The sequence below is a fragment of the Sphingomonas chungangi genome (assembly GCF_013778325.1).
In the GTDB taxonomy this organism is placed as follows: domain Bacteria; phylum Pseudomonadota; class Alphaproteobacteria; order Sphingomonadales; family Sphingomonadaceae; genus Solisphingomonas; species Solisphingomonas chungangi.
The window spans coordinates 385,996-398,835 of sequence record NZ_JACEIB010000026.1 but is presented as its reverse complement, the minus strand read 5'-3'; the positions used below and the strand labels follow the sequence as shown (position 1 = coordinate 398,835).

Sequence of the window (12,840 nt, the reverse complement as noted above, 5' to 3'; positions counted from 1 at the left end):
GCGACGCGACGCGGTGGCGGCGATGCTGTCTATGGCGTTGCTCGGCCTCGCTGCGGTCAGCCCCTACAGCTATTATTATCTGGTCCGCTTCGATGCCGGCTGGCTGATCGGCGTGATGAACACGATCGGCGTCGTCGCTCTGGTGACGACGATGTTCGTGTTCCCGAACGGCCGTTTCGTGCCGCGCTGGACGTTGTGGGCGATCCTTGCCTTCCCGTGCACCATCGTGGCCGGCAAGCTGTTGCCCGCTATCGCGTATGGAACCATCGGCTTCGTCATCCTCGCCCTGATCGCTATGATCGTCCGCTACCGTCGCGAGACGCCTGTCGGTCGCCGGCAATGGCGCTGGGCGATGATCGGTTTCGTGATCGGATTCGCGATCCAGATCGGGCCGAGCCAGATTTACAGTAAATACCTTGGCAGCCCCGCTGGCCAGGCGAGCTTTGGCGTGACGCTGCGGAGCTGGATCCTCACGCCGCTCAGCCTCACCGCGTCGCTGACGATCATCGCTATGGGCGTCATGCTCTCGGTGTTGCGCTACCGGCTCTACGACACGCAGGCGGCGGTCAGCCGCTCGATCCTCTACGGCGCGCTCACGCTGGCGCTGCTCGCGATCTTCGCAGGGTCGGAGAAGATCATCGAGATCGTCGGCGAGGCCTATTTCGGCGAGAGCTTGGGCGCGCTCGCCGGCGGGCTCGGCGCGGCCTTCGCGGCGGTCGCGATCTCACCGCTCCACCACCGCATCGGCCACTGGGTCGAGCATCGATTCCGCAAGAACCTGATCCATCTTCGTCATGACCTGCCCCCGCTACTGATCGAGCTTGGCGAGACGGCGGATCCGGCGACCGTCGCGCGTACCGCCCTTGATCATCTGGCGCACGGTCTCCACGCCGCGCGGGGCGCCGTGATTGCGGACGGGGCTATTCTAGCCGTTCATAATGTCGACGCCACGACGGATGTGATGCCGCCGCAGACGGAGAGGCCGAACCGGATAGGGACCCTCGAAGTGGTCAGGAGCGACGCGCTGTTTCCTGTAAGGCTTCCGCTTGGCAGCGACGGACGCTGGCTGCTGATCGGATCGCGCCCAGACGCCAGCCTCTATGACCGTCAGGAACGCGAGCTTCTTACCGACCTTGCTCCCTCGCTGGCGCAGGCGCTGCGCGTTGCTGCGGATCGAACAGCGCGCCAGGCCGAGACTGCGGCTCGCTTCGATCAGCTAGAGCGGGAACTCAGCTCGCTTAAAGCGGCATTCGTGAATGCTGCGGCCGCAGGATAACCGGCAACTACGCGCCCAAAGGCGGTCATTCTCGTGCCGTTGAGCCGTTCCCGAATTTTGGTCTGCAAACGCTCGCGTCGGCCAGCTAGCTTTTGTGATCATCGATTGGGACGCTCCCCCAGCCACCGCCAAGCGACCGGAAGGAGGCAACCGCTGCCTCGGCCGATTCCGTGCGGGCCTGGGCAAGCGCATCGCGCGTCTGGAGGAGCCGCGTGTCGGCATCCAGCACCTCGATCAGGCTGACGACGCCGCCCTTGTAGGCGGCCATGGACGATTGCTGCGCACGGGCGAGCGAGTTTTCGCCATCGGCCAGCGTGCGCTGCTGCTGCTCGCGGTTCACCAGCGCGGAGAAGGCGTTCTCGACATCCTCGGATGCGCGCAATACCGAAAGCCGGTAAGCGGCCAGCGCCTCGGCGTTGCGACCGCGTGCGTTCTTGATCTCGGCGTCCACGCGACCGAAATCGAACAGCCGCCAGCGCAGGCCCGCGGCGCCCTGCGCCTGGAACGCGCCGCCGGTGAAGAGACTGGCCGGCCCGGTTGCGGCGGAGCCGATCAGGCCGGTCAGCGATATCTTCGGATAATATTCGGAGATGGCCGATCCGATCCGGGCGTTCGAGGCGGCCAGCTTGCGTTCTGCCACGATCAGGTCGGGCCGGCGTTGCAGGAGATCGGCCGGGCTGCCGATGCCCGTGATGGCCGGCGCGGCGGGTATGGCGCCCGGGGCGGCGAGTAGCGCGCGTTCGGTGCCGGGTTGCTCGCCGGCCAGCACATCGAGCGCATTGAGCGCGCCGTCGAGCGCCACCTGTAGCTCGGGTACCGTGCCCTTCACCTGCGCGAGCGCCCCCTCCGCCTGGCGGAGCTGGAGTTCGGCGGCGACACCCTTGCGGTATTGCAGGCCGATCGTAGCGACGAGCTGCTGCTGAGTGGCAACCTGCTCGTTCGCCACCGCGATGCGCGCCTGCAGTCCGCGGATCGCGATATAGGTGTCGGCAACCTCGGCGGCGATCGAGAGGCGCGCGGCGGCGACGCCGGCACGCGAGCCTTGATATTCGTCGAACGCCGCCTCGCGGTCGCGGCGCAGGCCGCCGAACAGGTCGATCTCCCAGCTAGCGCCGAGATCGCCCCCATAGGCCTCCTGGTTGCGGCTGACGCCTAAGGCGCTGAGCTGCTGGCCCTGGAGCGTGTCCTTGGATAACCTGAGCGCTGCGGCCGACGCCGTGACCTCGCCGGAGGGAAGGAGCGCCGCGTCGGCTCCGTGAAGACCCGCCCGGGCCTGCGCCACGCGCGCCACGGCCTGCGCGATGTCGAGATTTTGTGCCAGCGCCTTGTTGACGAGGCCGGTGAGAACCGGATCGCCGAAGCCCGACCACCATGCGCTGTCGGCTGCCGAGGCAGTCGTCGTCGCGATCCGGTCGGTGACGGCCGGGGTGCCGATGAACGCTGCGGGAGCAGCGAGGACTGGTCGATGGTAATCGGGGCCGACCGCGCAGCCCCCGATCAAACCGAATGCCAGGAGTGCCGTCGCCAGAGCAGGTGCGCGCATATCGATCTCAAGCCCAAGATAAGTGACTATTATATGATTGGGTCACTCGTTGTCAATCGACAGTCGCTGCGCTAGATGGTGGGGATGAGTGATCTCCCAGCCAGTACGGCGGCCGGACAGCGTGGCCCCGCCGATCATAGCATCCGCGACCAGATCATCGCTGCCGCCGACGAGCATTTCAGCCGGTATGGTTACGGCAAGACGACGGTGGCCGATCTGGCCAAGGCAATCGGTTTTTCGAAGGCCTATATCTACAAGTTCTTCGAATCGAAGCAGGCTATCGGCGAGGCGATCTGCTCCAAGTGCCTAGCGTCGGTGACGACCGATGTCCGGAACGCCTTGACGGAAAGCAAGTCGGCGACGGAGAAGCTGCGCCGCCTTTTGAACACTATTGCTGTTTCCACGACCGAAATCGCCTTTAACGATCAGAAAATTTATGAGATCGCGGCTTATTCCTGCGCCGAAAACTGGCCGTCCTCGGTAAACTATGTCGATGAGATGGCTGAGATCGTCACGAGCATCGTGCTTGAGGGTCGTGCTTCCGGGGAGTTTGAGCGGAAAACTCCGATCGATGAAGCGGTGCGAGCCACAATGCTGGTCTTTCAGCCGTTTATGAATCCGGCGATGCTTCAGTATAATCTGGATGCCGTACCTGAAGGTGCGAACGAGGTGGCGAGCCTCGTCCTCCGCAGCCTTGCACCCTGACGGGATGACGGGAGCAAAGTAACCTGTGACGTATTGACATATCGGTCACTCGTGGACAGATGAGCGAAGCCCAATGCGGGAGCGACTCATGCCACGCCTTCGTCACGCCGCGCCGATCGTCAACTTCGGCATCTTGTCCCTCGCATTGACGGCCTGTTCGAAGCCGCCTGCCGATCCCCGTGTTGGCGCGCAGCTCGTGCGCGTCGCCACGGTCGGAAGCGCCGGTCGGGCCGATCGCGCGTTCACCGGTATTGTCTCGGCGCGCGTGCAGAGCGATCTCGGTTTCCGCGTTCCGGGCAAGATCGTCGCGCGACTGGTCGATACAGGCCAGACCGTCCGCAGGGGCCAGCCGCTCATGCGGATCGACCGAACCGATCTCGCGCTCGCCACGGTGGCGCAGGCGGGCAATGTCGCGGCGGCGCGCGCGAAGGCGTTGCAGACGGCGGCCGACGAGAAGCGTTATCGCGATCTCGTCTCAGCGGGGGCGGTGTCCGCCTCGGCCTATGATCAGATGAAGGCGGCGGCGGACTCGGCCAGGGCTGAGCTCGATGCGGCCGAGGCACAGGCCGGTGTCGCACGGAACCAGGCGGGATATTCGGTTCTCCTCGCCGATGCCGACGGGGTAGTGGTCGAGACGCTGGCCGAGCCAGGGCAGGTCGTGGCGGCGGGGCAGACGGTCGTGCGGCTCGCCCATGCCGGGCCGCGCGAGGCGACGATCAGCCTGCCGGAGACAATCCGTCCCGCGATCGGATCCACCGCGTCGGCATCCGTGTTCAATTCCTCGGCGAGCGGTACGGCGCGCCTGCGCCAGCTCTCCGACGCGGCGGATCTCCAGACCCGTACCTATGACGCGCGCTATGTCCTCGAAGGCGCAGCGGCACAGGCACCGCTCGGCGCGACGGTGACGATTTCGGTGCCCGACGCGAAGTCGGCGGGCGCGATGGACGTGCCGATGGCGGCGATCTTCGACAACGGCCATGGTCCGGGCGTCTGGGTGGTCGGCGGAAGCCCGCTCAATGTCGTCTGGCGGGCGGTGAGGGTGGCGAGCCTTGGCGACGAGACCGCGATCATCACCGACGGTCTGCGTCCGGGCGAGCGCTTCGTGGCGCTGGGCGCCCACTATCTCCACCAGGGCGAGGCTGTGCGCATCGCCTCCGATCAGGTCGCGGGCCAATGAGCGAGCAGATGAGCCGGCCCGACAGCCCCAAGAGCTCGAATGGGGGCTTCAACCTCTCCACGCTGGCGGTTCGCGAGCGCTCGGTCACCCTGTTCCTCATCATCGCGATCTCGCTGGCCGGGCTGTACGCCTTCCTTCACATGGGGCGGGCCGAGGATCCCAATTTCACCATCAAGCAGATGACCTTCGTCACCGCATGGCCGGGTGCCACCGCGCAGGAGATGCAGGACCAGGTCGCCGAGCCGCTCGAGAAGCGGATGCAGGAGCTCACCTGGTATGACCGAACGGAAACCTACACGCGACCTGGCGTCGCGATCACCACCGTCACGCTGAAAGATCCGACGCCGCCGGCCGCCGTGCCCGAGGAATTCTATCAGGCGCGCAAGAAGCTCGGCGACGAGGCGCTCAAGCTGCCGCAGGGCGTGCAGGGGCCTTTCATCAACGACGAATATGGCGACGTCACCTTCGCGCTCTACGCGCTGAAGGGTGAGGGCGAGCCGGAGCGCCTGCTGGTCCGCCAGGCGGAGGAATTGCGTCAGCGGCTGCTCCACGTTCCCGGCGTCAAGAAGGTCAACGTCATCGGCGAGCGGCCCGAGAAGATCTACGTCGAATTCTCCTACGAACGCCTCGCCACACTTGGCGTGTCGGCGCGCGGCGTGTTCGCGGCGCTCGCCAGCCAGAACATGCTGACGGCGGCCGGATCGATCGACACGCGCGGGCCGCAGGTGCAGGTCCGCCTCGACGGTGCGTTTGACGATCTCCAGAAGATCAAGGACACGCCCATCGTTTCGGGGGGCCACACGCTGAAGCTGTCGGACATCGCCGAAGTGAAGCGCGGCTACGAGGATCCCGCCACCTTCCTGATCCGCAACCAGGGCCAGCCCGCGCTCGAGCTCGGCGTCATCATGAAGGAGCGCTACAACGGCCTCCAGCTCGGCAAGGATCTGGACAAGGAGGCGAAGGCGATCTCTTCGGAAATGCCGCTCGGCATGAGCTTCACCAAGGTCACCGATCAGGCGGTGAACATCCAGGAAGCCTATGGCGAGTTCATGCTGAAGTTCTTCGTGGCTTTGGCGGTGGTGATCGCGGTGAGCCTCATCAGTCTCGGCTGGCGCACGGGCATCGTGGTGGCGATGGCCGTGCCGCTGACGCTGGCGGGCGTGTTCGTCATCATGTTGGCGACGGGGCGCGACTTCGATCGCATCACGCTGGGCGCGCTGATCCTTTCGCTCGGCCTGTTGGTCGACGACGCGATCATCATCATCGAGACGATCGTGGTGAAGATGGAGGAGGGGTATGATCGTGTCTCCGCCGCCACCTATGCGTGGGGCCACACGGCGGCACCGATGCTCGCGGGCACTTTGGTCACGACGATCGGCTTGATGCCGGTAGGTTTTGCCAAGTCGAGCGCGGGCGAATATGCCGGCAACATCTTCTGGGTCGTCGGTTTCGCGCTGTTGACCTCGTGGGTCGTGGCGGTCGCCTTCACGCCGTATCTGGGCGTCAAGCTGCTGCCCGATTTCAAGCCGATCGAGGGCGGGCACGCGGCGATCTACGGCACGCCGCGCTACGAGCGGCTCCGGTCCGGCCTGTCCTGGATCGTCGACAACAAGAAGAAGGTGGCGCTGGCCGTCCTCTCGCTGTTCTTCGTCGCGCTGTTCTTCATGGGTTTCGTGAAGCAGCAATTCTTCCCGATCTCGGATCGGCCCGAAGTGCTGGTCGAGGTGCAAATGCCCGAGGGCACCAGCATCGAGGCGACCAGCGCCGCCACGGAGAAGGTCGAGGCGTGGCTGCGCAAGCAGCCGGAATCGAAGATCGTCACCAGCTACATCGGGCAGGGGCCGCCGCGCTTCTATTTGCCCTTCGCGCCCGAACTGCCCGATCCGTCCTTTGCCAAGATCGTCGTGCTGACGCCCAGCGAGAAGGATCGCGAGGCGCTCAAGCATCGCGCCCGCGAGGCGGTGGCCGAGGGGCTGGTGCCCGCCGCCCGCATTCGCGTGACGCAGCTCGTCTTCGGTCCCTATTCGCCGTTCCCCGTCGCCTTCCGCGTGATGGGGCCGAACGAGGACAAGGTCCGCGCCATCGCCGGGCAGGTCCGCCAGGTGATGCTGAAGAACACGTCGATGCGGCAGGTGAACACGGACTGGGGCGAGCGCGTGCCGACGGTGCATTTCGTGCTCGATCAGGACCGGTTGCGCGCGATCGGCCTGTCGTCCCAGGACGCCGCGCAGCAGCTCCAGTTCCTGCTGACCGGCGTGCCGGTGACGCAGGTGCGCGAAGATATCCGATCGGTCGAGGTGGTGGCGCGCAGCGCCGGTCCCGATCGCCTCGACCCGGCCAGGCTCGGCGCCTTCACCCTGACTGGAAGCGCCGGCCAGCGCGTGCCGCTCGATCAGATCGGCAACGCCGTGGTCCGCATGGAGGACCCGATCATGCACCGCCGCGATCGCTACGTGACGATCACGGTGCGTGGCGATATCGGCGAGCAGTTCCAGCCGCCGGACATTTCCAACCAGGTCATCAAGAGCATCCAGCCGATCGTCGCCGCGCTGCCGCCCGGCTACAAGATCGAGACCGGCGCCGCACTGGAGGAAGCGGGCAAGGCCAATGTCGCGCTCGCCGCCGTCTTCCCGCTGATGATCATCCTGATGATGGTGGTGATCATCTTCCAGGTGCGATCGATCTCGGCGATGGCGATGGTGCTGCTGACCGCACCGCTGGCGCTGGTCGGCGTGGTGCCCACGCTACTGATCTTCAATCAGCCGTTCGGGTTCAACGCCATCCTCGCGATGATCGCGCTCGCCGGGATCATCATGCGCAACACGCTGATCCTGATCGGGCAGATCCACCAGAACGAGGCGGACGGACTCGATCCGTATCACGCGGTAGTGGAGGCGACGGTCCAGCGGGCGCGGCCGGTGATCCTGACGGCGCTCGCCGCGGTGCTCGCCTTCATCCCGCTCACGCAATCGGTGTTCTGGGGATCGCTGGCGTTCACATTAATCGGTGGCACGGTCGGCGGCACTGTGCTGACGCTTGTCTTTCTGCCGGCGCTCTACGCTCTCTGGTATAGGATCAAGCCGAGAGGGGAGCGGCACTACGGGACCGGCAACGAACTTCGCGAGCCTCAATTTGGTGCGATGTAGCGGGATCGGTGCAATTGTGTTCAAAGGGTCGCGCACGAGTGACCGTCCGTGGTCGGCTACCGACTGATCGGACGCCTTTCCGAAAAGCGTCCGATCGTCGTCGTTCGAGGCCCGCTCGATTTTCCCGAAGCTGACGGTCAGTTCGTTCTCAAACGCGTTTTTGGCCATTATCTCAGGCTTTCCCGGGCGGCCGCTCGCAGTGAAGAAGCTATCTCATCCATGGCGGCCAGCTCAAGCAGCTCGTCTCGCGTAGCGCGTCCGCCATAAACGATCTCTACCAGTCGCGAAAAAGGGAAGTCGGGCTGCGGGCGATCGACAACGACAACCTCGTCGCCCGGCCCGAGCTCGCCCTCCTGCAGGACGCGGTAATACCATCCTGCACGGCCCGAACGGACCATGGCCTTGAGCATGCGCTTATCCTCGAAGAACAAGGCGAACTTGAAGCAAGGCTGACGGGGCTGGCAGACCTGGAGAAGGGAGGTCCCGACCCTGTGGATGTCTCCCAGGCAGATATCCTCTTCTGCCAGGCCATCGATCGTAAGGTTCTCGCCAAACGCTCCAGGCTGCAGCCGAACGGCATGTTGCGGATACTCCTCTTGCCATTTGGCATAATGGCTGAGCGAGTAGCCGTAGACCGCCTTTTCCGGCCCACCGTGGACCGACAGGTCAGCGATCTCGTCGCCTGCGAGTCCCAAAGCGCCGACCCGCGCGCGTCCTTCGGTCGGCCACTTCACATATCCGCTCGGCACCTGATCGGGTCCGAGGGGGGCGATCCGACCGGTCTGTACCGCATGCAGCCTGATCATCGTGTCCCCTGTTCTTGCAAGATATTTTGACCAATCCAGGGAAGGGCGACACCTCGGCTTGATGAGATATCAGAACCTTGCGTTGCCGACATCCTCGGGCGAATTCCAGGTTATCGTGACCGGCGAGGCTCTGGAAGTGTTTCGCGATGGCCAACCCCTTCAGGATGGTGTCCGCCTGATCCGTCATTATCGGAGCTTCCTCATCGGGATCGCGATGGAAAAACTACAGGTGTCGGGCGGATCCTAGGTCGTCATTCTCACCGGCGCGGATGTTGCCGATTGAACGACGAAAGCCTCGGCTTTCGGCATGAGCATTTGCCTGGGGCTGTGCCGGCGCATATCCTGTTCGGCGCCCACGCAGCGAATGGTGATCCATGAGCGACCACGCCGACCTAGAATTTTCCCGCCGCAGCATTCTCGTCGGAGGGGCGGCGACAGTCGCACTGCCAGCGATCGCCCATGCGGAAGGCGCGCCGGTCCGAGCGGCGTCCGAACCGCCGACGCTACCGGTCAGCCTCGAGGTGAACGGCCAGCGCCACAACCTGCAGCTCGATACGCGCACGACCCTGCTCGACGCGCTGCGCGAGCATCTCCATCTCACCGGCACCAAGAAGGGCTGCGATCACGGCCAGTGCGGGGCCTGCACCGTGATCGTCGACGGCCGGCGGATCAACAGCTGCCTGACGCTTGCCGTCATGCATGACGGAGACAAGGTGACCACCATCGAGGGTCTCGGCACGCCCGACCGGCTGCATCCGATGCAGGCCGCCTTCATCAAGCATGACGGCTATCAGTGCGGTTATTGCACGCCGGGCCAGATCTGCTCGGCGGTCGCGGTGCTGGGCGAGATCGAGGCGGGCATCCCGAGCCACGTCACCGACGATATCACCGCGACGATCCGGCCGACCAATATGGAGATGCGCGAGCGGATGAGCGGCAACATCTGCCGCTGCGGCGCCTATTCCAACATCGCGGAAGCCATGGCCGAAGTGGCGGGAGAGCAGGCATGAGGCCATTCACCTACGAGCGCGCGGCGACGGCCAAGGATGCCGCGGCCAGGGCCGCGCGGACGCCGGGCGCGAAGTTCATCGCGGGGGGCACCAACCTGCTCGACCTGATGAAGATCGAGGTCGAGACCCCGGCGCATCTGATCGACGTCAACGGCCTCGGCTTCGACCGGATCGAGCCGACGGCCGATGGCGGCCTGCGCATCGGCGCGCTGGTCCGCAACACCGATCTCGCCGCCGACATGCGGGTGCGGCGCGATTACGCATTGCTCAGCCGTGCGCTGGTGGCAGGCGCGTCTGGTCAGCTGCGCAACAAGGCGACCACCGCCGGCAACCTGCTCCAGCGGACCCGCTGCCCCTATTTCTACGACACAAACCAGCCCTGCAACAAACGCAAGCCCGGAAGCGGCTGCGCGGCGATCGGCGGTTTCAGCCGGCCGCTGGGCGTGATCGGCGTGAGTGAGGAGTGCATCGCTACCCACCCCAGCGACATGGCCATCGCCATGCGCGCGCTGGACGCGACAGTGGAAACGGTGAAGCCGGATGGCACGGCCAGAAGCGTCCCCATCGCGGACCTGCACAGGCTGCCCGGCACCACGCCGCAGATCGAGACAGCGCTGGACGACGGCGAACTGATCACGGCCGTGACGCTGCCGAAGCCGATCGGCGGCACGCATATCTACCACAAGGTCCGCGATCGGGCCTCCTACGCCTTCGCGCTCGTTTCGATCGGCGCGATCATCCAAAAGGATGGCAGCGGTCGGGTCGCGGTGGGCGGCATCGCGCCGAAGCCCTGGCGCGTCGAGGCTGCCGAGGCGGCGATGCCGGGCGGCGCCAGGGCGGTCGCAGACGGGCTACTGGCCGGCGCCCGGCCAACGCAGGAGAATGGTTTCAAGCTCACCCTCGTCGAGCGCACGCTCGGCGCGGTGATGGCGCAAGCGAGGGCCTGAGCCATGAAATTCGACACCCCCGCGACGACCAATCCGATCGACAGGCTTAAGGTCGTGGGCAAGGCGACGGACCGGATCGAGGGCCCGCTCAAGACGACGGGCACCGCGCCTTATGCCTATGAGCGCCATGACGCGGTGGCCGATCCCGCCTACGGCTATATCGTCGGCGCGGGGATCGCGAAGGGACGGATCGTCTCAATGGACCTCGCCGCCGCGCGCGCCGCGCCGGGCGTGATCGCGATCGTGACGGCGGCGAATGCCGGCAAGCTCGGCAAGGGCAAGTTCAACACCGCCAAGCTGCTCGGCGGGCCGGAAGTCGATCACTACCATCAGGCGATCGCACTCGTTGTGGCGGGGACATTCGAGCAGGCGCGCGCAGCCGCCGCGTTGGTCCATGTCCATTACGCCCGGACCAGGGGCAACTTCGATCTGGCGGCAGCCAAGAGCAGCGCCCAGCCTCCCAAGGCCGGCGGCATCGGCGGCAAGCCCGACACCGCCGTGGGAGATTTCGCCGGCGCCTTCGCCCAGGCGCCGGTCAGCCTCGACGCGACCTACACCACGCCGGTCCACTCGCACGCGATGATGGAGCCCCATGCCTCGATCGCAAGCTGGAATGGCGACCAACTGACGATCTACACCTCCAACCAGATGATCAACTGGAGCAAGGGCGATGTCGCGGCGACGCTCGGCATCCCGGCGGAGAAAGTCCGCCTCATCTCGCCCTATATCGGCGGCGGCTTCGGCGGGAAGCTGTTCGTCCGCGCCGACGCGATCATGGCGGCGCTCGGCGCGAAGGCGGCGGGACGGCCGGTCAAGGTGACGCTGCAGCGGCCGCTGATGTTCAACAACACCACGCATCGCCCGGCGACGATTCAGCGCATCCGTATCGGCGCCGGCCAGGATGGCCGGATCACCGCGATCGGCCACGAAGGGTGGTCCGGCGATCTGCCGGGCGGCGGGCCGGAGACGGCGGTCAACCAGACGCGCCTGCTCTATGCCGGGCCGAACCGGATGACCGCGACGCGGCTCGCCGTGCTCGATCTGCCGGAAGGCAATGCGATGCGCGCGCCGGGCGAGGCGCCCGGCCTGATGGCGCTGGAGATCGCCATCGACGAGATGGCGGAGAAACTGGGCATGGACCCGGTCCGGTTCCGCATCCTCAACGATACGCAGGTCGATCCCGAGCAGCCGAGCCGGGAATTCTCCCAGCGCCAGCTCGTCGAATGCCTGCGTCTCGGCGCCGAGCGTTTCGGCTGGGACAAGCGCGTGGCGAAACCCGGTAGCGTGCGCGACGGGCGGTGGCTGATCGGCATGGGTGTCGCCGCCGGCATCCGCAACAACCTGCTGATGAAATCGGCCGCGCGTGTGCGGCTGGACAGCCATGGGATCGTGACGGTGGAAACCGACATGACCGACATCGGCACCGGCACCTACACGATCATCGCGCAAACCGCCGCCGAGACGATGGGCTTGCCGCTCGACAGCGTGATCGTGAAGCTGGGCGATTCCTCCTTCCCGGCCTCGGCCGGTTCCGGCGGCCAGTGGGGCGCCAACAATTCGACCGCGGGTGTCTACGCCGCCTGCATGACGTTGCGCGACAAGGTCGCGCAGGCGCTCGGCCTGAATGCGGCCGATGTCGATTTCGCCGATGGCCAGGTCCGCTCGGGTAACCGCAGCATCGCTTTGGGCGACGCCGCCAGGAGCGGTGAACTCGTCGCGGAAGACGGCATCGAATATGGCGATCTCGACAAGACGTATCAGCAATCCACCTTCGCCGGCCATTTCGTGGAAGCGGCCGTCGACGCGGCGACCGGCGAGATCCGTATCCGCCGCATGCTGGCGGTCTGCGCGGCAGGGCGTATCCTCAATCCGAAGGCCGCGCGGAGCCAAGTGATCGGCGCGATGACGATGGGCGTCGGCGCGGCGCTGATGGAAGAGCTGGCCGTCGACACCCGCTTCGGCTTCTTCGTGAACCACGATCTCGCCGGCTACGAGGTGCCGGTGCATGCCGACATCCCACATCAGGAGGTGATCTTCCTAGACGAGGAGGATCCGATCTCCTCCCCGATGAAGGCCAAGGGCGTCGGCGAGCTCGGGCTGTGCGGAGTGGGCGCGGCCGTCGCCAACGCGGTCTACAACGCGACCGGCGTGCGGGTGCGCGACTATCCGATCACGCTCGACAAGCATCTCGGCAGATTGCCGACACTCACCTGATTGCCCGGCCGTCGGC

The 12,840-nt window shown here is 65.8% G+C and carries 9 protein-coding genes; 7 read left to right on the top strand and 2 right to left on the bottom strand.

Annotation, left to right across the window (positions count from 1 at the left end; all coding sequences use genetic code 11):
* Positions 1-22 precede the first annotated feature (22 nt).
* Positions 23-1,276 (top strand): hypothetical protein, encoded by a 1,254-nt coding sequence (locus tag HZF05_RS17665; RefSeq protein ID WP_181638906.1) that lies wholly within the window; start codon positions 23-25, stop codon positions 1,274-1,276.
* 85 nt (positions 1,277-1,361) lie between these two features.
* Here HZF05_RS17665 and HZF05_RS17660 read toward each other — a convergent pair whose 3' ends face one another.
* A complete protein-coding gene (locus HZF05_RS17660; RefSeq protein WP_160363098.1) occupies positions 1,362-2,819 on the bottom strand; it encodes an efflux transporter outer membrane subunit in 1,458 nt (485 codons plus the stop codon).
* Between the two features lie 84 nt (positions 2,820-2,903).
* Between HZF05_RS17660 and HZF05_RS17655 the strand changes: the two genes are divergently transcribed.
* The 3 genes from HZF05_RS17655 (at position 2,904) to HZF05_RS17645 (ending at position 7,847) form a co-directional block, all read left to right on the top strand.
* Positions 2,904-3,524 (top strand): TetR/AcrR family transcriptional regulator, encoded by a 621-nt coding sequence (locus HZF05_RS17655; RefSeq protein ID WP_160363097.1) that lies wholly within the window; start codon positions 2,904-2,906, stop codon positions 3,522-3,524.
* 88 nt (positions 3,525-3,612) lie between these two features.
* Positions 3,613-4,701: an efflux RND transporter periplasmic adaptor subunit gene (locus HZF05_RS17650; protein ID WP_160363096.1), complete on the top strand. Its 1,089-nt coding sequence runs from the start codon at positions 3,613-3,615 to the stop codon at positions 4,699-4,701.
* A gap of 8 nt (positions 4,702-4,709) precedes the next feature.
* Positions 4,710-7,847 carry an efflux RND transporter permease subunit gene (locus HZF05_RS17645; protein ID WP_160363095.1) on the top strand — a complete coding sequence of 1,046 codons (3,138 nt, stop codon included), beginning with the start codon at positions 4,710-4,712 and terminating at the stop codon, positions 7,845-7,847.
* 167 nt (positions 7,848-8,014) lie between these two features.
* On the opposite strand, the gene HZF05_RS17640 is transcribed toward HZF05_RS17645, so the two are convergent.
* Entirely contained in the window at positions 8,015-8,653 is a 639-nt protein-coding gene (locus HZF05_RS17640; protein ID WP_160363094.1) for an MOSC domain-containing protein, read from the bottom strand.
* Between the two features lie 374 nt (positions 8,654-9,027).
* Here HZF05_RS17640 and paoA point away from each other — a divergent pair, with 374 nt between their 5' ends.
* The 3 genes from paoA to paoC are packed head-to-tail and all read left to right on the top strand — an operon-like array spanning position 9,028 to position 12,824.
* The gene (gene paoA / locus HZF05_RS17635) at positions 9,028-9,663 is read left to right on the top strand and encodes an aldehyde dehydrogenase iron-sulfur subunit PaoA (RefSeq protein WP_160363093.1); all 636 of its coding nucleotides are present in this window, start codon (positions 9,028-9,030) and stop codon (positions 9,661-9,663) included.
* Positions 9,660-10,610 (top strand): FAD binding domain-containing protein, encoded by a 951-nt coding sequence (locus tag HZF05_RS17630; protein ID WP_160363092.1) that lies wholly within the window; start codon positions 9,660-9,662, stop codon positions 10,608-10,610. The genes paoA and HZF05_RS17630 overlap by 4 nt, the downstream gene beginning before the upstream one ends.
* Positions 10,611-10,613: 3 nt before the next feature.
* Positions 10,614-12,824, top strand: coding sequence for an aldehyde oxidoreductase molybdenum-binding subunit PaoC (gene paoC, locus HZF05_RS17625; protein WP_160363091.1), 2,211 nt, complete (start codon positions 10,614-10,616; stop codon positions 12,822-12,824).
* Positions 12,825-12,840: the final 16 nt, after the last annotated feature.